Source organism: Bradyrhizobium erythrophlei (assembly GCF_900129425.1).
GTDB lineage: Bacteria > Pseudomonadota > Alphaproteobacteria > Rhizobiales > Xanthobacteraceae > Bradyrhizobium > Bradyrhizobium erythrophlei_C.
The window spans coordinates 281,198-303,537 of the sequence record NZ_LT670817.1; the positions used below are offsets into that span (position 1 = coordinate 281,198).

Below are 22,340 nucleotides of genomic sequence, written 5' to 3' on the forward strand. Positions count from 1 at the left end.
ACGAAGTCATCCCGAGGACCCCATTGTGTCGTTCACGCTTCAACCCGACGCCAACGGTATTTTGCCCGACCGCATGATCGCGGCGATGGCGGATGCCGGCCTGATTTTGCCCGCCTATCCCTTTGTCGAAAGCCAGATCCAGCCGGCCAGCCTCGATTTGCGTCTCGGCGATGTCGCCTATCGGGTGCGCGCGAGCTTTTTGCCGGGGCCGGGCGCGACGGTGGCGGAGCGGATCGATGAATTGAAGCTGCACGAAATCGATCTGACCGACGGCGCGGTGCTGGAGACCAACTGCGTCTACATCGTGCCGCTGCTGGAGAGTCTCGCATTGCCGCCGGAAATCGTCGCCGCCGCCAATCCGAAAAGCTCGACCGGACGGCTCGACGTGTTCACCCGTGTGATCGCGGACGGCACCCGGCGGTTCGACATGATCGGCGCGGGTTATCATGGCCCGCTCTATGCCGAGATCAGCCCGAAGACGTTCCCGGTGCTGCTGCGCGAGGGATCGCGACTGTCGCAGGTCCGCTTTCGCACCGGCGATGCCATCCTCAACGCCGACGAACTCGACGCGCTGCACGATCTGGAGCGGCTGGTCGATGCCGACGACGCCGATCTCGTCAACGGCGTGGCGCTCAGCGTCGATCTGTCCGGCGAGAATGCCAGTGGTTTCGTCGGCTACCGCGCCAAGCGCCATACCGGCGTGGTCGATATCGACCGCCGCGGCGGCTATGCCATCGGCGAATTCTGGGAACCGATATCGGCGCGGCCCGATGGCAGCCTCATTCTCGATCCCGGCGAGTTTTATATTCTCGCCTCGAAAGAGGCCGTTCAGGTGCCGCCGGACTACGCCGCCGAGATGGTGCCGTTCGATCCCCTGGTCGGCGAATTCCGCGTGCATTATGCCGGGTTCTTCGATCCAGGCTTCGGCTATGCCGGCGCCGGCGGGCAAGGCTCGCGCGCGGTGCTGGAGGTACGCTCGCGCGAAGTCCCGTTCATCCTGGAGCACGGCCAGATCGTCGGCCGGCTGGTGTACGAGAAAATGCTGGCGCGGCCCGACGCCATGTACGGCCAGCGCATCGGCTCCAACTATCAGGCGCAGGGCCTCAAGCTGAGCAAGCATTTTCGGGCGTAGCTTTGGCCCCTCATCCTGAGGAGCATCGCGAGGCGATGCGTCTCGAAGGATGGCGGCATCGGGACTGGATGGTTCGAGACGCGCCAACGGGTCCGCGCGAAGCGCAGCCCGATGATAAACTCCGACGCGCTCCTCACCATGAGGATCGAGTGCTCGCCTCGCCGCTTGCCGACGACGGCCTCCTGCGCCACGGTGACCAAAACAGAAACTGGGAGCGAGCATGACGACGGCGCAAAACGGCAGCGCGGACCAAGCAAAATGGCTGCGATGGCGCAGTGTCGCCGATCTCTATCATGCCTATTTTACAGGGCTCATCCTCACGGTGGTGACACGTCGCGGGACGCCGGATGCCGCGGAATTCGTGTTCCGGGTGTTCCGCCGTCAGCAGCAGGAACGCTTCCTGCCGGGCCTTGAGAAACTCGGCCTCAGCCACCTGCCGCCGGCGGTGGCGGCGGCGCAATATCATTATCTGTCTAACTGGATCGGCGGCGTGTCGGTCGAATACATGTACGAGTCCGATCGCAAGGCCTGGATCCGTTATCCGCCGCCGCGCTGGATATGGAAGGGTACCGCGATCTGCGGCGTGCCCGGCGAAGTGTCGCGCGCGATGCTGCGGGGATGGCACGCCAACAACGGCGTTTCGCTGGGCAATCCCAACCTCGGCTTCGTCTGTACCAAGCAGAGCGTCGACGGGCAGGACGGCCTTGAAGGCTACTATTGCGAATACGACCACGCGCTCGAGACCGATCAGCGCCTGGTGTTCGCGCGCCATCTCGAAGCCCCTATGTTCGATCCTGCAAATGCACCGGCTTTGCCGGTCGCGAGCTGGCCAAAGCCGCGGCTCGAAAAGGCCTATCGCAATTACGCGATGGAATATGTGCGGACCGCGGCACCGGTCCTGGTGCAATTGTTCGGCCCCGAAGATGCCGGCTACCTGCTGCACATGACCGGCAAGTTGATCGGCATGCAGTTCTTCGACGAGGTCGCGCGCGGCTTCGGCCTGGGCCACGGAACGGCCAAAGACTTCGCTGCATTCCTGCGCGCCTTGTTGCAGGCGCAGGACGACGACGTGGATGGCGACGATGACGATAGCGGCCACGAAATCAGGCAGACGACCTGGAGACTGATGGCCGATGTCGGGGATTGTCACCCGGCCTGCGCCAGGGTCCTGGAAGGACTGTTTGAAGGGCTCGCGGCCGGCTGCGGCCGCCACATCGCTGTGCGCATGACGCCCGCGTTGGGCGGTGCTCCGCCGTTCGTCTGGTCGATCGGGTAGCGGAAAACCCGGTTACCTTCATCTGCAATCCCGCACAGGGCCATTGCGCCCGATGCACGGGGAAGCGGACACGATCGTGCTAGGACACATTGCGGCGCGGCAATCAGATCGGGCCAAGGGAGAGAACCACGTTGCCCGATATCGCCGTCCCCGAAATACCTGTCGACGAACAGGAGCGTCCGCTTCCGACGCCTGACGCGCCGGCGAGAAACGCGCTGGTCGACGGTCCGATCCTGCGTACGCTGCTGTGGCTGGCGTGGCCGAACGTGATCGCGCTCAGCGCCGGCACCTGCGTGGTGATCGCCGAGACCTCCTATATCGGCCGGCTCGGTGTCGAGTCGCTGGCCGCGATGGCGCTGGTGTTTCCGTTCGTGATCCTGACCATGACGATGTCGGGCGGCGCGATGGGCGGCGGCGTGTCGTCGGCGATCGCGCGAGCGCTCGGCGCCGGCGACAGGGAGCGGGCCAGCGCGCTGGCGGTCCACGCGCTGATGATCGGTGGTTGCTTCGGGCTCACGATCACGCTGATCATGCTGGCCTTCGGCCAGGCGCTTCTGGAATTGCTCGGCAGCCGCGGCAACGTGCTGGCGCTCGCGACCGGCTACGCCCAGATTTTCTTCGGCGGCGCGGTGCTGCCATGGCTGATGAACACGCTTGGCGCCATCCTGCGCGGCACCGGCAACATGAAGCTGCCGTCGCTCATCATTCTCAACTCCGCCGTCTGTCAGATCGTGCTCGGCGGTATCCTCGGGCTGGGGCTCGGGCCGGTACCGCAATTCGGCATGCGCGGCGTGGCGGCGGGTCCGCTGACCGCTTATTCGATCGGCGGCGCGATCATGGCATGGTACATTTTTTCCGGCCGGGCGCGGGTCACGCCGGTGATCCGGGGACTTCGAATCCGGCGCGGCATGTTCTTCGACATTCTGAAAGTCGGTGCCGTGTCCTGTTTCTCGCCGCTGCAGTCGGTACTGACGATTACCATCCTCACCCACATGCTCGCGCAATTCGGAACCCAAGTCCTGGCCGGATACGGTATCGGCGCCCGGCTGGAATTCATGCTGACCTCGATCGCTTTCGCGGTCGGAATTGCGTCGGTGCCGATGGTCGGAATGGCGATCGGCGCGGAGCGCGTGGCGCGCGCGCGACGCATTGCGCTGATCGCAGGCTGCGTGTCGTTCGTCTCGGTCGGCCTCGTCGGCAGCGTGATTGCGATCTTCCCCGACCTCTGGGTGGATATTTTCACGCATGATCGCGGCGTGCGTGCCGCCAGCCGGCAGTATTTGTCGATCGCCGCGCCGATGTACGCGTTCCTGGGGCTGTCAATCTCGATGTATTTTTCCTCGCAAGGTGCTGCGAAAGTCCTGGGACCGGTGCTCGCGCAAACCGTTCGGCTGTTGTTCGTGGCTGGCGGCGGCTGGTGGCTGTCGATGAACGACGCGACCGCCGCGAAATTCTTCGCGCTGGCCGCAGCTTCGATGGCGGTGCTCGGCGTGTTGTCGGTCGCCAGCGTGGTTCTGACCCGCTGGGGACCGCGCCGCGGCGCCGTTGCGGAAGTCCGCCCAGCGTTGTCCTGACCGGGCGATCAGCGCCGCCGGCTGCTGATAGCGTTATGCGGCGTGACGCCCCAGCGCTTTCTGCATCGCCAGCGCCGCCTGCTCCATCTGGGCGTCGATATAGGCCGCGATTGCGTGGGGCAACACGTCGACGATCCAGATCAGCCGTGTGCGCCTGTCGCCATCGGCGGTCACCTGCACCGATGCGTTGTAATGTTTCACCCGCTCGCTGACCACGGCATACACCAGTCGCCGCCGAGGCTCGTCGCAATCGACCAGCAGTTCGCGCGCCACCGTGCCGTTGGCGAAGGTCACGATCCGCGCCTCACCGTCGATCCGCGCCTCGCGCACGAATCCCGGCGCCAGCCGTTGATGCACCGCGCCGAAATCGCGCACCGCGGCCCAGACGTCGTCGGGGTGGGCCTCGAGGAGGATGTCCTTGTGGATGGAAGCCATGATGATGATCTCTCTTGCTGGGCCGTCATTGCGAGGAGCGGTAGCGACGAAGCAATCCATTCCAGCCCGCGTCGGTGCACGTTGGATTGCTTCGCGGAGCCTGTCATCGGGCGCGCTTTCGCGCGACCCGTTGGCTCGCAATGATGGTGGTCAGAGCGGAGCGCTGGTACCTAAGTGCAAACCGCCTCGACATTGTTGCCGTCGGGATCGATCAGGAACGCGGCGAAATAGCTCGGGCTGTAGTCGGCGCGCGGGCCGGCGGCGCCGTTGTCGCGGCCTCCGGCCTCCAATCCGGCGCTGTGAAATTTCCGGATCGCGGCATGGTCGGGCGCGCGGAAGGCGATATGGGCACCGGCGCCGGCCGGCCCGTTGTGCAGATAAAGCCACAGCGCCGGCTCGCCCTTGGGGCCGAAACTCGCACCGGTCTCATCGCGCGAGTACAGGACGTATCCAAGTGGCGCCAATGCGGCCGTATAGAAACCTACGCTGGCGTCGAGATTCCTGACTTTCAATCCGATGTGGTCGTACATGGGTGATCTCCTGATCGAGGCGCGTGTGAGAGGCGCGGTACGGAGATGATCCTAGTCAGTGCAGGACGAGGCGTTCTTGGAAAATCTTGCGCATCCCGCGCGAGGCCTGTCGGAACCTGCGCGGCGAGACGCCGGCGGCGCGGCGGAAGGTGCGGACGAAGTTGGAGAGATCGGCGAAGCCGACATCATAGGCGACATCGGTGATGGACCGCTCCTCGTCGGCCAACAGCCGCGACGCATGGCGCAGCCGCGAGCGCACCAGGTATTGGTGCGGGGTGACGCCGAGCACGCCCGAGAACAGCCGCAGGAAATGGAACGGGCTGATGCCGGCTTGGCCGGCGGCGCGTTCCAGATCGATCTCGCCGCGCGAATGCGCATCGATCCACAGTGCGGTTTCCACCGCGCGGCGGCGATCCCGGCTGCTGGCCGGGGCGAGCCTCCTGGACCGCCCGGAAACCACCTCGACAAACCGGCCGGCGAACAACTGCCCGACCTCGTCTAGCCCGATATCGCTGCGGCCGTCGGCCGCGGCCTGCGCAAGCTCGCCGAGCACCATCAGTTCCGGCAGCGGCGGCGTGGCGCCGATCTGCCAGATGTCCGCAGCGTCGCCGAGCGCCTCCACCAGTTTCGGCCCCAAGAAAAACGATAGACACTCGTCGCCGCAGACATGGTCGTGGGTGCAGACATATTCGTCGCCGGGATGGCCGACCAGGACCGATCCCGCCACCAGGTCAAACGATCGCCCGCGGCTCTCGCAGCCGAAGCTGCCCTTGCGCACATAGGAGATTGAGTGGCAGCGATGCTGTTCGACGAACGGCGCGTCGCCCGGTTGGGCGCTGCAGCGAAAGTCGGACACGGTAATGGATTGGCGTTGCAGCAGGGTGGTAGCTGACATGCCGCGATTTTAGCCCTGCGGGCGCGGCGGAGCAACCGGAAGCAGTACGTCGAACAGGGTCTTGCTGCTGGTCGAACCCGCGACCTCGAGCGACAGCAGCCGGCGCTTGGAGATGGTGCCGCCGTTCGGGGAAATCCGGTCGGCATAGCTGCCGGCTTCGAGAACGCGATGGCAGGGAACGATGATCATGAAGGGATTGCGGGAAATTGCCTGCGCCACCGAGTGCGCGGCGCCGGAAGCCCTCAGGCTGGCGGCAACCTCGCCATAGGTCCGGGTCTCGCCGCGCGGAATCGTCCGGGTGAACGCGTAAACGCGCGCATTGAAGGCGTGGATGCCGCTCATATCGAGCGTGACGTCGGAGAGATCGGAAGGCTGACCGCGCAGCAGCGTGACAATGCCCTCGATCGCGATTTCGACATTGAGCGGCGGACGGAGTTCGCGGGCGTTGGGATACTGGCGCAGCATTCGGCCGCGGGTTTCGATCTCGCGGGCTTCAGGCAGTTGGACGCCCACAATACCGAAATCGCCCCATGCGATGCCGCATCGGCCGATCCCCGTGTCGAATATGGTGTATCCACGCCCCGCCATTACGCCAGCCACCCCAAAAGGATCATAGCACCGTCATAATCCGGCGCACCTGGAAAATTAAGGATTGGTTAAAGGCGGGGTGAGGGAGGGGGTACGTCGCCAACCCGCTTGGCGGGGCGCGCGGTCTCGGCTAATCAAGTGAGCCGAGCGATCGCGGGCGTAGTTCAATGGTAGAACGGCAGCTTCCCAAGATTAAAACGGTCTTTTAAGCACGTTTCAAGTTAGGCCCGAAAACACTGAGGAAGTCACTGCTATTCGGGCACTTCCTGCCATATTGTCCCCTCCGAAAACCAATGTTTCCGGGCATAACTTTTGCCCAAGTTGGCAGGGATTTGGCAGGGATCGACAGATGGCCACCATCACGCACAAACCTCGCGTTATCACCACGGAGCACATCGTCGCGTTGCGCGAGTTCGAAGAGCGCGGGCTCTTCCCGGATCGCACTGTCCAAGGGCTCTTCCTGCGGATCGGCGACAAGTCTACATCGTGGCTTTACAAGAAATGGCAGCGGACCAAAGGGCGCCGCAAATCGGTTGAGCGCACGCTCGGACACTGGCCGGTGATGCAGCCGCCAGCGGCCCGCGCGGAGGCCCTGAAGGCCGCTGGCGAGTTCGCCGATGGTGCGGCCATCGTCAGCAAGGCCGACGCGGTGATCTTCTCGGCGGCCTTCGCTCGATATGTGGAATACCTCAACGCCAAGGCCGCCAAAAAGGGGAAGCCCGCCCGCTGGGCCTACAACGTCGAGAAGCTGGGTAAGATCATGCTCCCGGAATGGGGCAGTTGGACGCTCGCCGATATGGCCAAGCGCCCCGACGCCGTCGCCGATTGGTATGACCGGCTGCACAAGACGACACCCGCCAGTGCTGGCCACTGTGGCAGGATCATTCGCGCGATCTATCGCCGTGAAGCCAAGAGGGACATCAATCTGCCCGCGCGGCTTCCGACATCGGCGATAGAATTTGATGGCTACAAGCCGTCGCAAGTCGCTCTAGACTTTGGCGACTATCCGGCATGGCGCGCGAAGTGGGATAAGATCGAAAGTCAGGTTGAACGCGGCTATCATCTGTTTTCGTTGCTCTCTGGAATGCGCCCGGGGGAAGTCGCGCGCATGACCGTCAACGATATCGATCTCTCCAAGAAAATGTTCGTGATCCGCAACTCGAAATCGGACCGCGATCTTCATATTCCAATCTCGCCGGAAATCGAGTACGCCATCAAGCTAGCAACCGGCGCCGAAGTGAAGCCGCACCATGAAGTCAAGGACAAGTCGCTTCTGTTTCCCGGATGCAAGCAAGTCAGTGCCCGCGCTGATCTGCCGATACGCGGCCAGAAGTTGCGGCACTCGTGGCGAGCGGTATGCGCCGATCTTGGCGTTGACGGGCTAATCAGCCATTTCCTTCTGGGCCATGCGCCGAAAGGGATCAGTCAAGAGTACATCCCAATCCTGATCCTCGCCAATGGGCCGGGCATGAAGACGGCTCAAGCCAAGATCAGCGCGCGGATATTCGAACTGCTAGGGCTCACACTCGGCAGCCATCACGACGCGCCGCTCGTGCCAGACGCACCGACAGCTAAGAAGAGCAAGGTCGCCGCTCCGGCCCGCATTGCTTGAGACGGGGCAGGCGAGGGGTTCCATTCCCCTAGGGAGCGCCGCCAGCTAGCGAAATCAATGGCTTATAAGACAGTTTAGCGGCATTAGCGGCAGTCCGGCCATCTTGTTGCGGTGAACGCCCCTCCACAAGTCATCGTGCAGAAGGGACTTCGCACCATCGCCGTTGATTGCGAGATATCTAGATCGGACTGTATCGCATTTCCGGTTGCCCCATCTGGTCTACTGCTTTGACGACTTGAGGCGGAGGTAGTGGCTAAGGGCTGCGTCCCGCAATTTCATTGACGGGTCTTTTGCACAGATCAGTGCAACCTCTGCCCAAATAGCTTCGGCATCCGCTTCATTCCCGACATCGTCACCCGCTTGGTCCATCGAAGACAGCCCAGACCAATATCCAAGTATCCAGATTTTCCCTTGGCTATCGTTACCTTTGGCTTGCCAGTGAGCGCAGCTACTCAAGCCGATGCCGAAGTACGCCGAATAAGCGGGCGCGCCACTCCAAAGAATTGTCGCCAGCAGACAGCCAACTAAGCGCAGCATCACGGCGATCATCGGACAGGTCCGGATGGTCCGGTCGGACCCGTCATGGACGATCCGGCAACAACTTGCGATGCCGGAAGCCCTCGCGGTCCATGGTTGGCAGGCTCGTCGCCGGATGGGATTGGGGGCGAAGCGCAAAGCTCGCGATCATTGCAAAGCCGCAGCCCATCTTCCGACTGCAACATCGGCATGATGCTAGCCACCGCAGCGAGTGTCTGGATCAATACTTTTTTCATATTCGTGTCCATCGAATTTGGTCACTCGATTGTATCGATCAAGGGCAAAGATTTCGTTTATTGATCCTTCGGCGCAAGCTGATGACGGCCCTTGGGGGCACGTTCGCGTTGTCTGGAACAGCGCGGGGTTTTCATGACAAACATTTTCGAATTTTGGCCGCGCATCAAGCGCGGACAGGGGACTTTGTTCGCCCTTGGCATTTAATCGGAGCGGTCACTTGCTCAAGTGCGCGCAGCGCCCCAATTCAATCAGATGCAGCGACCAAGCTCAGCCAATGCGCCGTCGAGAACTCCGGCCATTACGCGGTTCATCCGCGCAACGCGAGCCGCATTAGAGCCGGGAAGCGAGATGAGCTTCTTAGGACCGGGCGTATCGACGAGGGAGCCACCCATTCGAATGCAGTGCTCGGCATAACGCTCTAGGACGCCGTACGCCGTCATGATTTGCGCCACTGCATCGTGACCAAGTAATCCTAGCTTTGGCAACATCTCGGGCAGGATACGGATCGAGCTTATCATGTCTGGCATCTGAAAGTCGTTTTCAACTCCTCGCTCCAAATCATCAGCGTTTTCGATCAGGGTTTTTCTCGCGCCGGTTAGTTCCGCCTTCAATGCTATTGCGAGAGTTTGTGCCTCGATGCGCCTCAGACGGTCGTCCCTCCAACGGTTGAGAAACGCGTTGAACAATGCGCCAATGATTATCGCGAGCAAGCCAAACGCCGCGCCCGTCAGCGAGCCGACGAAGCTCGAACTGCTTGCCGGAAGACCGCCAAGCCAAGTCCAAAATTCTACCCACACACGAACCCCCTACATGGTTGTGATGCTCCCCGCTGGCAATCGTAGCGGAGCCTGTCAGCCGCGCAAGCGGCTCATGCAGGAAAGCCGCTAGTGTACGGAACGTAGACGGTCTATCGTCTTTCCCGGGCCGCTTAATGGGGATGAGCATGAGCGCGGACATTCTGGAAGCATCTTCGGATCAAGGCATAACGCGCGGACGCATTGCCTTCTTAGTCGTCTTCGTCATGGTTGTCTTGGTTGGGGGGTATTTCACCAACGAAATTTACGGCAACTCTCCAGACGGAATTGCCCACCTTTTTGGCGAACTTATCGGCTCATGGTTCATCTTGGGCGCGATAACGTGGAAATGGCGTCGGGCAGGCTACACCGCTGCAATTGTGCTGGCTGTCGCGGCAATCAGTGTGGGCCTCCGCAATGCGGGAAAGCTCCAAGAAGTTTGGGATGCTAAAGTCGCCTTGCATGCGATGGCCGATCCAACCCACTTGGGTGAGGCGGTTAGCTAAAACCCCGAGAACAAGCTGTTAAAACTGTTCGCCATGGCGAACAACTTAGGGGAGGAAACGGCTGCCGCCACAACAAAACTGTCAAATGAAATCGAGCCCGCCGCGCTGAGCAAAGACACTAATTATGCGACGGCGAGCCGCAGCGATCTTGAGGCACTTCTTCGCGATTTGAAAACGGCTGAAACTAACGCAACGGCTTTTAGCCCACGTCAGTTGGCTCTTGTCACGGCTGAGCGCGAAAAGATCGTAGCTTTTGCATCCTCTTTGAATTTGGACAAGGGGACCGTCAGCAGTTTTCTAGTTGGCTTCGATAACTCACGCGCAAAGAATGCGGCCTTCAACTCGAAAATGATGGTCGCGCGCTCTGAGTTTTATCGCGCCTATGAAAATCTTGTCGCTTTTCTGATTGGAGAATTTGGTAGCTACAAGGTAGCGGCAAATGGTCAATTGACGTTTCCGAAACAGCCTACAGCGGACCGTTACAATGTGGCCGCCAATGCAATGACGGCTGCCGCGCAACGCGTGAACGACTTAGACGTTGAACGAAAACAGCTAGAGGCTAGAGGCAAATGACTGCTTAGTGGCCAAAAAGCCACCGCCGGGTTGAGACATCGGCGACCGCTTTCCAGAAAGGCGGGCGTGATACGCAACCCGTGCACCAATGTCGCCGCATCCGGTGAAGAAAGCGTTAGGGACCCGCCAGCGCCGCCTAGCCTTTACTCCCGGTTGTACGAACCCTAATCTCCCCCTCCCGGCTGGGGGAGGGGTCGATGATGCCTGAGAATAAGATACCGTTCGAACCTGCGCGCTCTTACGTCTACAGAGCCGCCCGCTATGAACGCCGCTTATGAACAAACGCGAAGTCCTCTGTAGCTCTTGCAGCGCAATCAATCGGCTCCCGGCGTATTCCATCACTCGCAAACCGAAGTGCGGGAAGTGCGGAGCGGCACTGCCCGAGAGCGTGGCGATTAGAGTTGCGCGGGGACTTTTTCGGTTTCGCTCTTTAGCGCCCCTCGTGCTGCTCGCTGTCTTCGTATTTGCGTTTCCGACGATCCTTCGCTTGGTTGATGGTCCGAGTAAGGCGGAGCGCCTTGCTAACTTTTCGTGCCCCTCCGTCGCACCTCCGACGAATGGTCCCATAACGAAGTGGGGTTCAAACGAGCCGCGAGTTGCAAGCATGTCCATCCGAGCGGATGCGGGGATGAACTACGTTTTGATAGCGGAAGATGCCGACACACATTTGCAGTTGGTCAAGCTGTTTGTGAGCGGCGGCTCAGAGTTTCGAACCGAAATGCCCACTGGTCGGTTCATCCTGAAAATTGCGAGTGGAATTAATTGGTGCGGAAGAAGGGAGATGTTCGGACCCGATACCATCACTGGCTGTCTTACGCACAAGTCCGACGCAAGCGGGACATGCTCAGTTTACCCGTTCGAGCCCAACGGGACGTGGGAAATCGATTTGCATCCGCAGGTCGGCGGAAACCTTGTGACCTCGAATATCCCCCGTGAGAACTTCTAAAACTTATCCAGAGGCGGTTGAAATGGCGGCGAGTTCGGAAGCGAAATACGAAGTTTGCGAAATGAAGATCGGACCGGGATGCTTTATTCGCATCACTGTGTCCGGCGCTGTTCCAAAGCACGTCTACAGCTTTGCTGACGAGCCGGAAGCGCGAGCATGGATCAAACAGCAAGATCGGGACGCGCGCAATTCGACGAGGTAAGAAAACGAAAGCCGCCCGCCCGCCCCGCTACCTACCCCGCCCGGAACACTAGAGCGTTAAAAAAGTGGCCCAGCAGGCTATTTGCGCATCCGTTGTTTTTCGCGATTTACATCAGGCTTGCTTCGGCCTTTTCAGCGGCACGGAGGAAGGCTTTGCGGATCAGAATGGCGAGCATTTCCCGTGCTTCGCTTTGCGACACCGGAATTTCCGGTGGTGAATGTTTGCCGCCCCGCCTGTGGCGGTATGAATTGGCCGTCCGCTTTAATCGCTTTAGGTCGTCCTTCTCTATCCAATTCAGATCACGCAATCCCGCCTCCCCGCCCCCGACCCAATCCTCAAGGCACTCGACCGCCTTATAGATATCGAACCATTCAGCGCGAGCGAAATAGACCAAGGCATCTGCCAACGGCTCATGGGTTTCCGCCAAAGCTATCCAGTCTTGTGCGTTACTCGACTTGGGAGGAGGGGGCGGGATTATCGTTCCGTCCGCCCTAGTCACGACTGCTTCAGCGCTCACCCTAGCCCTCGCCTCGATTTTTCCGGTCGCGACCATCATCGTTGTGTTACGCGTTCCGTCGGGCTTGAAGTTGATAATGCCCTCAAATCTAACAGCCCGAGTTCCTCGATTTATCCACATCGCGCCGTTTAGCTGATCAACGACGAATGCCGCATGTTCTTGCACTTCGGACGCTGTCTCTAGATCGTCAAAGCCGGTCCATCGGAGCACAAACGCATCGTTGCTCCGCATCACCCATGGGTCGAATGGCTGCTGCAAGACTTCAGCCCAATCCGCTAGGTCAAAATCGTGCCCGATAAGTTGAACGCCCCAATTTGGCATTTTAATACAACCCGTCCTTTCCGCGTTAGCAGCCTCGCAAACCTCGGTGCAGGCATCCGCAAGTGCGTGTCGGGGGAGTTTCCTGCAATACATCGTAATGTAGATCCGCAATACGCCGTAATACGCCGTAATGCACACCGGCATGCCACGCTCGGAAATCTGTTCTGTCACCCTGTGAGACCGTGCAGGCGTCTGCACGGGAGCCATAATAGCTTTTCGCCAAGCACCGCGTACATCAGCTCAATCAGTGAGTAGCTATCCAGCAGGATATTTCGGGAATACTTTCCGGGCGTTCTCGTGCAAAATCACGGAATCAAAATGCTGCTCAGCCAACGGAATATCCGTTCCAATGCCGCAAAAAAGAACTGTGATGAAGTGATCGTGCGCCAAGAGCGTTTTTCGCACGCGGCGCTTGTCCCGATAGCAAGCCGCTCGCGGACGATAAGCCTCCGCTTGCCCAATCGACAGGCCCTCACCATCACGCTTCATTTCGATGTGCACGGCCAGTGTCTTCAGCTCGGCGTTCCGTAAAAAGAATATCGCGTCAATCTCCATGGAGACCGAGTCATCGATGCGACAATCGCAGTTCTGGCAAGGCTCATACCAATAGTTTGACCAGAAGGGGCACTTCATGGATTTTTTTGAATCCCGTTTCTTCCATTGCTCGATCCAAACCGGCTCGGCGCCTGCGTAGGCTTGCGCATATTCAGTTTTCTTCAATAGAAATGTACGTGCCGCTGCCCTGTCTCTTATCCCACGTGCAATTGCATCGAGATAGGGTTGGGCAGCCGGTTGATAGTCGCAGGTGCTTTGATCGTAGAACTCTGGCATCTGAGATCCCCCTCTATTCCTAACTAGTAACAGCGATGGGCTCCAAGCCGTGGAGCTATATTGTCGGTTCGTCGTACTCGGTCCGGTCCGCAATCTTTGACGCGGCCGAAGTCTAAATCAGAAAAAATAGATTTGCAGGAAGGCCGGATTGGTGGCTTGTTACGTTCAATGCAACCGACGTAGCAAACAATGTTTCGGAGGGGCACGGTGAACTCAAATCGCTATATCGCGTATTCCCGGATCAGCGCCTCGCCCTCGCGCCGCTTTTCCGCCGACCGCTCGGCGAAGATGCGCGTCATCGCCCGCGACTTCGAAAGCTCTTTCGTGAGGGCTTTGCGGTCGCCGCCGGACAAGCGCGTGTGATGGAATTTTGGAGACATGCCGCGCGACCCCCTCCGCGCGGTGCGCAGCGTATTCCAGCGGAGCGGTGACGCAAGCCACAAACTAATGGGGGATAAACGAAAGCCGCCGCGACGGGTTGAGATCGGCGCGACGGCTTTAGGCTGATACGCTGCCCGGGCGCAGTGTCGGCGCATCAGGTGAAGAAAAAGTTAGCGGGACGCTTCGATGGCCTGCGCGAGCGCGCGGGCTGTCTGATGACTAGGGGCGTCTTCGAAGTTCCCCCATGCTGTAGCCAAATCGCTCCAAAGTTCGTCTTGGGTCTTCATGTGTTTTGGTCCTTCAGTTTGTCGGTCCGGCGGACCGACGAACTATTGGGCGCTGGCACCGTTAAAAATTCCCTTGCGGCTTGACGATATCGCTTTGGCGGTTCGGCCGTCGCCGTGATATCGGCGGCCCATGCAAGCCATCATCTCACGCGACGCGGCCCGGGCTTTTTGGTTTCATCGCATCAAACCGTCCGCAACCATCTCCGCATGCGTGCGAGCGCGGCCCTTGCTCGCCTTGACGTGCTCACGCCATGCATAGTGCGGCAAGCCAGCGTAACCGCACGGGCATTTGACAAAGCCGCTCGGCTTGTCGGCGGCCTCGCACGTCCAAGCGCGAAAGCCATTGAGGCCGCAGGGCATGTCAACGGTATGCCGTACATGGTTGTGACAGAGTACGCGGCCCGGGCCGACAGACTTCGGCACGGCGAACACTCTAACGTATCGAGTAGTCGCGCGGAACGTGGCTTGCGCGCTCGCTTCCAATTGGAAGGCGTCGCGCTTGGGATCGGTCAACAGCTTGCGGGGCACCTGCATTGCGGCGCCAGCGATGGGGACGGCTTTGTCTACCGCGCCCGCGTGCGTAGCACGGCGCGCGGCGGCTTGCAGATTTTTGGACGGGTATTGTGACATGCTAGTCTCCTTGATGTGGTGTGGACCTCTGGCGTTATTGATAGTCAGGCCGCGATGCAGTAGCGGCTTTTGTTCATCGCGTTGCGAACTTGATCTTCCGACAACGTGCTGTGTTCGATCAGCGCCGCCGCGACCGCTTCAATCTCTTTCCAATTATTTTCGATGCAGGCGGTGGCGAGGACCTCGATATATTTGTAATGCGCGCGGGTCACCGGGCTGGCGTCGCATTGATGGATATCGCGGATGATCTCGCTAGCCGCGCCGATGTCGCCTCTGGCGTAGCCAAACCAATGAGCGTGCGGGTGCAGCTTCTTATGCGCTGCCGGTCCCGCCAAGATCATGATCAATCGACGATGCCAAAAATCCAGAGACGCGGGACTGTCTTTGAAACCGCCGTAATTATACCTCGCCGGGACTGGCTTGAGTTTGACGTGGCCATCGTACGGCCCACCGCTCGCATCGGCGGCGGTGGGTACAATGGTGACGTGCTTCAACGGGATATCATGCAGGATGGCTGCAACCGCGTGTCCGGCCTCATGAATGGCCACGGTGCGCTTTGTTCTTCGACGTGACATGACAAATCAACCTCCAATGCCATCTCTGGCGTTGGGGTTGCTCGATCACCGAAGCTTCCCAGATGATGTGGCCAGTTCTGCGGCTCCCATACCGCGATTGCTCGCGGCTGCCGGGTGACAACTAACTCCACGCCGCTTGATATGAGCACGCGCTCGGCAGGATCAATCAAGTTGCGAGCGACGATTGCTTCGTGGTGAACAGTCGGTTAACGGCTTCACCTAAATTTAGGGGTCGAGGGGTTTCCCGAACTTCTTCGGCTCATATAATTTTTCGGCAACTGCACTTCAAAACGAGGGACAGTGTATGACTTGAGGCACATAGCGTTTTATGGTTAATGACCCAAAATGGGACCTACCCCGTATGTCGCGGGGCCCCTACCAGTAGGCCTAGGACCCGCAGGAACTCCCGTTCGCTGTTCGATCTCGTTAAGGTTGCGTTAAGCACAAATACGCTCGAAAATTGCGCAACCTAAGCGAGTATGGTTAAACGGGTTCGCTTAACTCACATTATGGAATAAAAATTGTGCCCGGCAAGCCTCGTGCCAGCACGTTTGCTGTGCAATGGCATAGCTCGCCGAGATCAGCGCGAGCCATGTGCCCAGCGCATTAAGGGCTCCTTAACCATAGCCCTAGGCCGGGCTGCCCACCATGGTTAACGGCCTCGGGGCCTTTTCAGGCTATTAAGGTTAATAAGTAAGGTTAACGCGCCCCGATCTCGCCGATTGTGACAGCAATCTGCGCAAAAATCACCGGAATTTAGAGTTAATCGCCCCTCCCGCAACCATTAGCCGGGAGGCCTACGTGCCGGGTGTGACGGCCAGTTTCGGACCAGTCCCTAAAATAAAAGCCTCAAATAATTTGCAGCATATAGGGAAATAAGCCGTCACATGCGGCACACGCTCCGGCCCTTCAATCCGTGATCTACCGGACAAGGTCAATACAGGTCGCCGAGATCACGGCGAAGCTTCCGATTGTGATACTTGAGCCGCACGCATTCCACGCAACGGCGGCCCGCGCGTTCCAGCCCGTCGGGTGCTCATCGTGTTTTCGCCCTAGGCGTCAAAAGAACGAGCGTCAGCGCCGAGCGCGATTGGAAACCCGGCCGCATCATGGTGCAAGCTTTCATATTCGCCCGGTTCGAAGAGGCCGCCAAGACGCGGGTCTAGCTTGTAGACCACGGCCGCGCGCTCGTCCGATAGCCGCACGCCGCGATAGCAGGGGATTTGCCGCGAGCGTTGCCCGTCAATGCCCGGCCCGGTGCCGCGCTTTGACGGCGACACGGTCGGGAATAGCTCCGCGAGCTTTTCCGAAAAATCGGCCAGCGGCATGCAATGGGCGCCAACCTCTTCGCAGTATTCGGCGAAGTCGTCATACAGTACCGCCTTGTCAACCGCATAGGTCGCGCCGAGCGCGCAACGCTCGTCAACGAAGCCATGAACCGGCGATGAGCGATAAATCAGCCGCACCTTGGCAACCTTTGACGCGGCGGGCTCGCTGAAATCGCCCGCCTGTTGCAAGTCTTCCAACCCGTCAAGGGTCCAATTGAGTATACCGGCGAGCGCGGCCGGGTCTTTGAACTTGTCCGTTAGACTGCGGTCTTCCCGGTCGGCGAACGAAACATCGAACGGCACGATCAGAAGCCGCGTTGCAATCGCCATGGTATGGCTTCCGAAGTTCGGGAGCATGTTGGCGGCCATCAAAAACCGCGCGCCGAGATAGCCAGACCAAAAATCTTTGTTTTTCCTATTGATGCTCTGCATATCCTCGCCGGAAATGCCGTTGATGATTGACGCGGCGGCGCCGAGCTTGGATTTTTCGCCGCAATCCATATCGGTCACGGTCGCCAACGATTTGCCAATCAGGTCTTGGCGGCCGAATTCGCTGCCGAGCTGTGCAATCGTCGGCGAGGCCGTGTTGATCTTGCCGATTAGCTCCGTGACAATCCGCATAATCGTCCCCTTGCCGCTTCGCGGACGGCCGGAAAGGAAAAACACGCGTTGCAAGTTCGTTTCGCCGCTGATCAGATATCCCATCATCTCACGTAGCAAATCGACAAGCTCCGGCCGCTCTATGCCATCGGCTGACGAGGTGACTTCGGCGAGGAACGAAAGCCATCGCTCCGGCGCTTGCGCGGTCGCATCATAATCAAAAGGCAAAGCGTTGCGCGTGAAAAACTTCGCCGTTTGCGGATACAGTTTGCGCGTCGGATAGTGCAACAGCCCGTTGCGGCAAGAAATAATTTCCGCTGGCCTGAGCTTCGCGAGCCTCTTCGGCGTGCCGGGCAACCAAGCGGGCGGCGCGACTTCGTTCAGGGGCAGATGGCAGATATCCGCTAATGCGCCGACGACTTCGGACTTATCAACGTGCTTCGGCTTGAACTGGATCACGAACGAGCCAGCGCCCGCCGTCTCCTTTCGATACACTTGCGCGCCGAGCCATGCGGACACGCGGCTTTCAACGGTCGCGGCTTCAATGGGTTGATAGCTTGAACCATCCCACGCGAGCCATTGATCTTGGCTGTTAATCAGCGTCGGCATTTCGTCGGCGCGGAATTGTTCGGCGCTTAGGCGCTTGTCGGCGGGGACGAATTCACGGGGCAGGCTCACGTCATCGATATCGGTCATGATCAGGTCACCTTTTCCCAAATCTCTTTTCTCTCGCCCGCGATCTTCTTAAATCCGGTGCGCACGTATTTCACGCCATCAACATCAACGCATGTCGGCGCGTCGCGGAGCGAAAGGAAATATTGCCGACGCGCGAATTCGTGACGGCCTTCGGCGGCCTCTTCAGCCGCTTCGGCTTCCAGATATTCGCGTTGCGTATAGAACGGCAGCCCGGCGGAATTGAGCGACGCCAGCTTGCGCCGAGCGCGGTCCATCTCTTTCCGAAGCCGATCAAGTCGCGCTCTACTGGGGCGGCGGTTAAACGTCGCACCGTGCAACTCTTCAAGCTCGACTAGCCATGGCTGGCGCAGCGCGTCGAAATACTCGCGCTTGGCTGCGATGAGCCGTTCAACGATAGGCCCGGCGTAATCTATGGCAACGTTGGCCGCGTCTTCCGCGTCGTCAACAGCGGTCGCAAGTTCGTTTAGGTCAGCCATGTGCGGCCCTCCGGAGTTTTGCTCTTACCGGGGACACGATAGCGGCAGGTTTAGATTTCAGTTTGAGTTCAGCTCTTCGCTCGCGGCGCCTAGCGTTGATGGCGGCGATCTTCGTTTGCGGAACGCTCTCGCCTTCGGCCGCGCGCTCGCGAGCGCGCAAGACTTTGCGGTCCGCGATCATGAGCAATCGCAGAATTATTTCGTCCGTGGTCGTTGATTTCTCGGAAGGTCGGAGGTACATCACGATCACTCACAGTCGGTTCCCGTTGGGCGGGTATCGACATCGCGAACAATCCCTTGCCGGGGACGGTCGCAACGTCACGAAAACCGAGCCGTTGACCCTCCCGGGTTGGCGGCTCTTTTTCGTTTCTACGGTAGAATTTTCCTTTACCGCGCGTGCGGGGGATGGCTTAGGTTGATCATGTCGGCGAGGCGAAACTAACTTCCGGCCTAGGCCCACATGGTCTCGGCTGCCAATGGCGGCCGGAGTTCGCTTTTTAGCACGCCTGTTTGGCGGAACAACTGGCAACTACCGCAAGGCAAGCCAAGCTCCTGAACGTAGCGCGGTACACTTCCCGAATTCCAATTCCTACCATGGCTCTGACGCGTCCGCCAAAACGATATCGTACCGCCCTTCTAGGCCTCGCTGGTGCGTCCAAGTCCCGGCCCGCTGATCGGGCCATCCGAACGGTCCTAGCTCACGGGCGGGGCGGGCTGCGTCATGTACCACAGCGCCGCTTGCGCCCTTGCGTCGGCATTGGCCTTGAAGGCCATCACTTCGGCCACGGTCGGATCAACCGGCCAATTCATAATGCGCCTCCAGCGTTCGGCCTCTGTGACCTGCCCGGCGGACCTTTGACCCACGGCGTTGAGCGAAGTATCAAATCCCTCTTCGCCGGTCGCCTCATCGATCATCGTAAACATTACAAGCCCGCTTCCCGGGTAGTCCCGCGCGGCCTCTCGGAAGCACCGTTCTGCGATCAACAATTCCCGATCAGGCAATGGCTCGCCAACCATAAACGCGGGTCCGGGCGGCGGCTTCCCGTCGTCATCACGATCTAAATTTAGATCTTCGATCATTCGTCACGCCTTTCGATTGAGGGCGCTTGGCAGCCGCGACAGCAAGTCACGCTCCAAGTCAGACAACGGTCGGCGGCCATCGCGCGGCTGGATCAGCGGGTTAGGTCCTGCGACATATTCCGGCGGCGGCGCTGTCTGGATCATGATCGGCCCGGGCTCGGGCGCCGCAACCATCTCGGGCTCGGGTTCGGGCTCATCAACGGGATCATCACCGTTCCCGCCGTCGATATCGTCGGGCTCATCGCCGAGCAATTCCGCGAGCGCGACCGCGTCATCCGGATCGGGCAGGATTTCGAGTTGCGGCGGGGGAACGGGGGCAGGCGGAATTGCGGGCGGCCCTGTCATGGCTTTCACGACTTGCACGCCGACAATCCCCGAAACATTTTGCGTTACGTTGGTTTTTGTTTTTGGCGTGTACTCATCAAACGCGACTTCCAACACGCGAAGCACGGCGGCCACGGGCGGTTCGTGGTGTTCGGTCAGAGGAATGCAAGCGCCGTTCGCGTCACGGATAAGCCCGTCGCGTTCGAAGCCAAGCAACTCGCGCGTGTCCGGATCGAGGCCAACGGCGCGAGGCTCTTCCTGCCAGCAGACACGGCCGCCGAACGTCACGATCTGATCATGGCCCAGATAGCTCCGGCGTTCGAACCGCGAACGGGCTTCATGAAGCATAATTCTTCGCGCGGCCGTGACCGCTTTATAAAAAGGAACGCCGTCTTCGCCGAGAAACGGAATTATAAGGTCCTCGTCGCCTCGCTGCGAATTCTTGATCCATAGCCACATGGTGCGAGGCGCGACGCCAGCGGCAACCGCTGCGCCGCTGTACGACAAACCGGCCGCGAGATTATCGCATATCGCAAGCATCGTTTCGGGGGACTTTTTCATTGGAAGGCCTTCGGAATTTTGGTGCCGTAGCGAGCGGCCCGAGCGTGCCAGTTCGCTCGGACCGTCTCGAACATCGCAGCCATCTCCGCCGCTTCGCGTGCGTGCACCTTGGCCAGACGCTTGGCTCTCGCACGTTTAGCCTGCGTTGCGCGGCGTTCGCGGTCACGATCACAAGCCAAGCAATAGAGTTTGCGAGCGTTGCGCGGCGAAACATGGCCCTTCGCGCGGCACGGCACGCCCGGATCAAAAGTCTCGGCGTTCGCGGCGATTGCCGCAAGTCGAGCTGGATGGGTTCTGAGGGACATGATGGGCCTAACGTTTGACCGTCGCATTTCCGAAATACTGCGGGGCCCGTTTCGCTTTGACGGCGCGCGCGGCTTCAATGGGCCAAACGTGACCGGGCTTCGGCTCCGGCGGCGGAATGATCGTTCCGTTCGCAATCCCAACTCGCTCCGCGTCACCGCGCGCGATGTAGGCCCGCGTTACGCTTTCCGGCGTGATCGGCGCTTGGCATTTCATCCAGCGCCCGATGGCTTCCCCGCGAGCCCGCGACAACGTCTTGAATTCTGCCGTGGCGTTCTGGAGCGCGTCCCGGACCGTCGTCAATTCTTGCAGCGCCGTTACCAGTGCCGTCTTTATTTTCGGATTGATCGGACGGGGCTTTTTCGGCGCAGGATAGTGATCGGGATCATTGGCGGCGAGCGTCGCCAGCAACGCGGCCTGATGCGTTACTTTCGGCTGCGCCGCGTCGTGCGCTAGCACGGCGCGATCATAGGCGTGCATCGATTTATTGACGGCGATGCGCAATTCCGAAATTTTGGCTTCGCAGTCTTCCGCGTCGCGGCATGCGGTCAGCGTCGTCATGAGAATGGCGCGCTGATCATCGGGGAGCGCTTCCACGTCCGCCGGATTTATCGCGCGGGAGACGTGGCCATACTGATCAAAAATTGAAAGGGACATTTTGGACAATCCTTATGTTTACGGCGGGCCTGCGGCCCTGCCGGGAAGGGGCGGCGCTCGGCCGCATGATAAGCCGAGCGCCGCGCGTATCGGCCACGTGGCAGTCACGCTCGCGGCCAATCGGGCTGTTACTTTTTCCCGCGATCTATGGTGTGACCAATCTTGCCACCCTCCCCGGAGCGATTGCGCATCGATGGGTGGGTCGGCACCTTCTGCTCAGAAGTGACGGCCCTCGTTTGCCAGTCAGGCGTCGGCGAAACCCGTACAACGCCGCTCGCTGCTCGGATCGACTTGCTGATCGGCGAGCGTTTGATTGAAGCGAGCTTGTCGATGGGCAGGCTCGACGGCGTCTGATCTGCTTGGTCTCCGTACCCGATATGTGCGATCAAGTGGCTCGCAATTATTTCATCAGCCATGGTGGTCCCCTTTCAAAGGTTTGGTTAGATCAAGCTGAGCCGAGCGGTCCGCCCGTCGCGATGTAGGCGGGACCGTTTGCCCCGAGCGCGCTGTACGGGTCACACGTGGCCCTGGGTTTTCGTCGCAAGTCGAGCATCGTCCTGCGGGTCATGGGCTTGCGTGCGCGAAATGCCTGCAACCATCGTCCCCTTGTGCGAATGCATCATCCCGGAATGCACGGGAACGCCATGGCCCGCGCTCGCGTCCGGATGATGGCCGCGATGGCCGCCGATAACGCCCTTCGCGATATCGCTCGCGTGCACGCCATGATCACGGTTGGCGATTTGAAAATTTTTCGGCTTGCCATCCCGGGCGAGGCCCTTCGGTGCGCTGTTCGGGCGCGAGCCCGGAACTGCGATCTGGCCGTTTTGCATCGTCGCGCCGCCCTTTAGTTTGATCTTCATAGCGTTTTCGCCTTTCAATAATCTGGATCGTGTGCCCGTTGACGCGATTGAGCCCTTCGGCTTTTTATGCTTGCTC

General features: G+C 59.9%; 27 protein-coding genes and 1 pseudogene. 9 read left to right on the plus strand and 19 right to left on the minus strand.

The window, feature by feature from the left end:
• Positions 1-25: 25 nt before the first annotated feature.
• The 3 genes from B5527_RS01290 to B5527_RS01300 all read left to right on the plus strand — a co-directional run bounded on the left by B5527_RS01290 (position 26) and on the right by B5527_RS01300 (position 3,982).
• Positions 26-1,132, plus strand: a complete 1,107-nt coding sequence (locus B5527_RS01290; protein ID WP_079599685.1) for a 2'-deoxycytidine 5'-triphosphate deaminase — start codon at positions 26-28, stop codon at positions 1,130-1,132.
• A 220-nt stretch (positions 1,133-1,352) separates the two neighbouring features.
• Positions 1,353-2,408 carry a hypothetical protein gene (locus B5527_RS01295; protein WP_079599686.1) on the plus strand — a complete coding sequence of 352 codons (1,056 nt, stop codon included), beginning with the start codon at positions 1,353-1,355 and terminating at the stop codon, positions 2,406-2,408.
• Between the two features lie 131 nt (positions 2,409-2,539).
• Positions 2,540-3,982, plus strand: a complete 1,443-nt coding sequence (locus tag B5527_RS01300) for an MATE family efflux transporter (protein ID WP_079599687.1) — start codon at positions 2,540-2,542, stop codon at positions 3,980-3,982.
• 33 nt (positions 3,983-4,015) lie between these two features.
• Here the strand turns inward: B5527_RS01300 and B5527_RS01305 are convergent, their stop codons facing one another.
• The 4 genes from B5527_RS01305 to B5527_RS01320 form a co-directional block, all read right to left on the minus strand.
• Entirely contained in the window at positions 4,016-4,417 is a 402-nt protein-coding gene (locus tag B5527_RS01305) for an SRPBCC family protein (RefSeq protein ID WP_079599688.1), read from the minus strand.
• 170 nt (positions 4,418-4,587) lie between these two features.
• Positions 4,588-4,947, minus strand: coding sequence for a VOC family protein (locus tag B5527_RS01310; RefSeq protein WP_079599689.1), 360 nt, complete (start codon positions 4,945-4,947; stop codon positions 4,588-4,590).
• A 55-nt stretch (positions 4,948-5,002) separates the two neighbouring features.
• The gene (locus B5527_RS01315; protein ID WP_079599690.1) at positions 5,003-5,842 is read right to left on the minus strand and encodes a helix-turn-helix transcriptional regulator; all 840 of its coding nucleotides are present in this window, start codon (positions 5,840-5,842) and stop codon (positions 5,003-5,005) included.
• A 9-nt stretch (positions 5,843-5,851) separates the two neighbouring features.
• Positions 5,852-6,430 (minus strand): methylated-DNA--[protein]-cysteine S-methyltransferase, encoded by a 579-nt coding sequence (locus tag B5527_RS01320; RefSeq protein ID WP_079599691.1) that lies wholly within the window; start codon positions 6,428-6,430, stop codon positions 5,852-5,854.
• A gap of 349 nt (positions 6,431-6,779) precedes the next feature.
• On the opposite strand from B5527_RS01320, the gene B5527_RS01325 reads away from it, so the two are divergent.
• Positions 6,780-8,042 (plus strand): tyrosine-type recombinase/integrase, encoded by a 1,263-nt coding sequence (locus B5527_RS01325; protein ID WP_079599692.1) that lies wholly within the window; start codon positions 6,780-6,782, stop codon positions 8,040-8,042.
• A 219-nt stretch (positions 8,043-8,261) separates the two neighbouring features.
• Here the strand turns inward: B5527_RS01325 and B5527_RS01330 are convergent, their stop codons facing one another.
• Positions 8,262-8,591, minus strand: coding sequence for a hypothetical protein (locus B5527_RS01330; RefSeq protein ID WP_079599693.1), 330 nt, complete (start codon positions 8,589-8,591; stop codon positions 8,262-8,264).
• A gap of 33 nt (positions 8,592-8,624) precedes the next feature.
• Here B5527_RS01330 and B5527_RS43235 point away from each other — a divergent pair, with 33 nt between their 5' ends.
• A complete protein-coding gene (locus tag B5527_RS43235; RefSeq protein ID WP_154071926.1) occupies positions 8,625-8,879 on the plus strand; it encodes a hypothetical protein in 255 nt (84 codons plus the stop codon).
• Positions 8,880-9,064: 185 nt separating this feature from the next.
• Here B5527_RS43235 and B5527_RS01335 read toward each other — a convergent pair whose 3' ends face one another.
• Positions 9,065-9,613, minus strand: coding sequence for a hypothetical protein (locus B5527_RS01335; protein WP_079599694.1), 549 nt, complete (start codon positions 9,611-9,613; stop codon positions 9,065-9,067).
• Between the two features lie 146 nt (positions 9,614-9,759).
• Here B5527_RS01335 and B5527_RS01340 point away from each other — a divergent pair, with 146 nt between their 5' ends.
• From B5527_RS01340 to B5527_RS01350, 4 genes and pseudogenes are all read left to right on the plus strand, one after another.
• The gene (locus B5527_RS01340; RefSeq protein WP_154071927.1) at positions 9,760-10,116 is read left to right on the plus strand and encodes a hypothetical protein; all 357 of its coding nucleotides are present in this window, start codon (positions 9,760-9,762) and stop codon (positions 10,114-10,116) included.
• A gap of 33 nt (positions 10,117-10,149) precedes the next feature.
• Complete coding sequence (locus B5527_RS01345; RefSeq protein ID WP_079599696.1) at positions 10,150-10,689, plus strand: hypothetical protein; 540 nt, start codon at positions 10,150-10,152, stop codon at positions 10,687-10,689.
• A 274-nt stretch (positions 10,690-10,963) separates the two neighbouring features.
• Positions 10,964-11,050 (plus strand): annotated as a pseudogene (locus tag B5527_RS47480) (hypothetical protein); the annotation flags it as partial.
• A 267-nt stretch (positions 11,051-11,317) separates the two neighbouring features.
• Positions 11,318-11,635 carry a hypothetical protein gene (locus tag B5527_RS01350; RefSeq protein WP_154071928.1) on the plus strand — a complete coding sequence of 106 codons (318 nt, stop codon included), beginning with the start codon at positions 11,318-11,320 and terminating at the stop codon, positions 11,633-11,635.
• A gap of 308 nt (positions 11,636-11,943) precedes the next feature.
• Here the strand turns inward: B5527_RS01350 and B5527_RS01360 are convergent, their stop codons facing one another.
• The 13 genes from B5527_RS01360 to B5527_RS01420 all read right to left on the minus strand — a co-directional run bounded on the left by B5527_RS01360 (position 11,944) and on the right by B5527_RS01420 (position 22,264).
• A complete protein-coding gene (locus B5527_RS01360; RefSeq protein ID WP_154071929.1) occupies positions 11,944-12,846 on the minus strand; it encodes a hypothetical protein in 903 nt (300 codons plus the stop codon).
• A gap of 84 nt (positions 12,847-12,930) precedes the next feature.
• On the minus strand, positions 12,931-13,506 hold the full coding sequence (locus B5527_RS01365; RefSeq protein ID WP_079599700.1) for a hypothetical protein: 576 nt from the start codon (positions 13,504-13,506) through the stop codon (positions 12,931-12,933).
• Between the two features lie 221 nt (positions 13,507-13,727).
• Complete coding sequence (locus tag B5527_RS43240; RefSeq protein WP_154071930.1) at positions 13,728-13,886, minus strand: hypothetical protein; 159 nt, start codon at positions 13,884-13,886, stop codon at positions 13,728-13,730.
• Between the two features lie 462 nt (positions 13,887-14,348).
• Positions 14,349-14,804: a hypothetical protein gene (locus B5527_RS01370; RefSeq protein ID WP_079599701.1), complete on the minus strand. Its 456-nt coding sequence runs from the start codon at positions 14,802-14,804 to the stop codon at positions 14,349-14,351.
• 44 nt (positions 14,805-14,848) lie between these two features.
• A complete protein-coding gene (locus tag B5527_RS01375; RefSeq protein WP_079599702.1) occupies positions 14,849-15,352 on the minus strand; it encodes a hypothetical protein in 504 nt (167 codons plus the stop codon).
• A 1,079-nt stretch (positions 15,353-16,431) separates the two neighbouring features.
• Positions 16,432-18,003, minus strand: coding sequence for a DNA primase family protein (locus tag B5527_RS01380; RefSeq protein ID WP_079599703.1), 1,572 nt, complete (start codon positions 18,001-18,003; stop codon positions 16,432-16,434).
• 2 nt (positions 18,004-18,005) lie between these two features.
• Positions 18,006-18,479, minus strand: coding sequence for a hypothetical protein (locus B5527_RS01385; RefSeq protein WP_079599704.1), 474 nt, complete (start codon positions 18,477-18,479; stop codon positions 18,006-18,008).
• Positions 18,480-19,172: 693 nt separating this feature from the next.
• On the minus strand, positions 19,173-19,403 hold the full coding sequence (locus B5527_RS43245; protein ID WP_154071932.1) for a hypothetical protein: 231 nt from the start codon (positions 19,401-19,403) through the stop codon (positions 19,173-19,175).
• Positions 19,404-19,562: 159 nt separating this feature from the next.
• Positions 19,563-20,171, minus strand: a complete 609-nt coding sequence (locus B5527_RS01400) for a hypothetical protein (protein ID WP_154071933.1) — start codon at positions 20,169-20,171, stop codon at positions 19,563-19,565.
• Between the two features lie 269 nt (positions 20,172-20,440).
• A complete protein-coding gene (locus tag B5527_RS01405; protein ID WP_079599708.1) occupies positions 20,441-20,749 on the minus strand; it encodes a hypothetical protein in 309 nt (102 codons plus the stop codon).
• 7 nt (positions 20,750-20,756) lie between these two features.
• Positions 20,757-21,404 (minus strand): hypothetical protein, encoded by a 648-nt coding sequence (locus B5527_RS01410; protein ID WP_079599709.1) that lies wholly within the window; start codon positions 21,402-21,404, stop codon positions 20,757-20,759.
• A gap of 128 nt (positions 21,405-21,532) precedes the next feature.
• Positions 21,533-21,820, minus strand: coding sequence for a hypothetical protein (locus B5527_RS01415; RefSeq protein ID WP_079599710.1), 288 nt, complete (start codon positions 21,818-21,820; stop codon positions 21,533-21,535).
• A 99-nt stretch (positions 21,821-21,919) separates the two neighbouring features.
• Positions 21,920-22,264, minus strand: a complete 345-nt coding sequence (locus tag B5527_RS01420; protein WP_079599711.1) for a hypothetical protein — start codon at positions 22,262-22,264, stop codon at positions 21,920-21,922.
• Positions 22,265-22,340 lie beyond the last annotated feature (76 nt).

Coding starts and splice junctions, on each gene's coding strand:
- B5527_RS01415 (WP_079599710.1), bottom strand. CDS start 21,820: ATGGCTGATGAAATAATTGCGAGCCACTTGATCGCACATATCGGGTAC.
- B5527_RS01315 (WP_079599690.1), bottom strand. CDS start 5,842: ATGTCAGCTACCACCCTGCTGCAACGCCAATCCATTACCGTGTCCGAC.
- B5527_RS01325 (WP_079599692.1), top strand. CDS start 6,780: ATGGCCACCATCACGCACAAACCTCGCGTTATCACCACGGAGCACATC.
- B5527_RS43245 (WP_154071932.1), bottom strand. CDS start 19,403: ATGTTTACGATGATCGATGAGGCGACCGGCGAAGAGGGATTTGATACT.
- B5527_RS01420 (WP_079599711.1), bottom strand. CDS start 22,264: ATGAAGATCAAACTAAAGGGCGGCGCGACGATGCAAAACGGCCAGATC.
- B5527_RS01380 (WP_079599703.1), bottom strand. CDS start 18,003: ATGACCGATATCGATGACGTGAGCCTGCCCCGTGAATTCGTCCCCGCC.
- B5527_RS01345 (WP_079599696.1), top strand. CDS start 10,150: ATGGCGAACAACTTAGGGGAGGAAACGGCTGCCGCCACAACAAAACTG.
- B5527_RS43240 (WP_154071930.1), bottom strand. CDS start 13,886: ATGTCTCCAAAATTCCATCACACGCGCTTGTCCGGCGGCGACCGCAAA.
- B5527_RS01295 (WP_079599686.1), top strand. CDS start 1,353: ATGACGACGGCGCAAAACGGCAGCGCGGACCAAGCAAAATGGCTGCGA.
- B5527_RS01305 (WP_079599688.1), bottom strand. CDS start 4,417: ATGGCTTCCATCCACAAGGACATCCTCCTCGAGGCCCACCCCGACGAC.
- B5527_RS01365 (WP_079599700.1), bottom strand. CDS start 13,506: ATGCCAGAGTTCTACGATCAAAGCACCTGCGACTATCAACCGGCTGCC.
- B5527_RS01385 (WP_079599704.1), bottom strand. CDS start 18,479: ATGGCTGACCTAAACGAACTTGCGACCGCTGTTGACGACGCGGAAGAC.
- B5527_RS01320 (WP_079599691.1), bottom strand. CDS start 6,430: ATGGCGGGGCGTGGATACACCATATTCGACACGGGGATCGGCCGATGC.
- B5527_RS01350 (WP_154071928.1), top strand. CDS start 11,318: ATGAACTACGTTTTGATAGCGGAAGATGCCGACACACATTTGCAGTTG.
- B5527_RS01330 (WP_079599693.1), bottom strand. CDS start 8,591: ATGATCGCCGTGATGCTGCGCTTAGTTGGCTGTCTGCTGGCGACAATT.
- B5527_RS43235 (WP_154071926.1), top strand. CDS start 8,625: ATGGACGATCCGGCAACAACTTGCGATGCCGGAAGCCCTCGCGGTCCA.
- B5527_RS01410 (WP_079599709.1), bottom strand. CDS start 21,404: ATGTCCCTTTCAATTTTTGATCAGTATGGCCACGTCTCCCGCGCGATA.
- B5527_RS01340 (WP_154071927.1), top strand. CDS start 9,760: ATGAGCGCGGACATTCTGGAAGCATCTTCGGATCAAGGCATAACGCGC.
- B5527_RS01405 (WP_079599708.1), bottom strand. CDS start 20,749: ATGTCCCTCAGAACCCATCCAGCTCGACTTGCGGCAATCGCCGCGAAC.
- B5527_RS01370 (WP_079599701.1), bottom strand. CDS start 14,804: ATGTCACAATACCCGTCCAAAAATCTGCAAGCCGCCGCGCGCCGTGCT.
- B5527_RS01310 (WP_079599689.1), bottom strand. CDS start 4,947: ATGTACGACCACATCGGATTGAAAGTCAGGAATCTCGACGCCAGCGTA.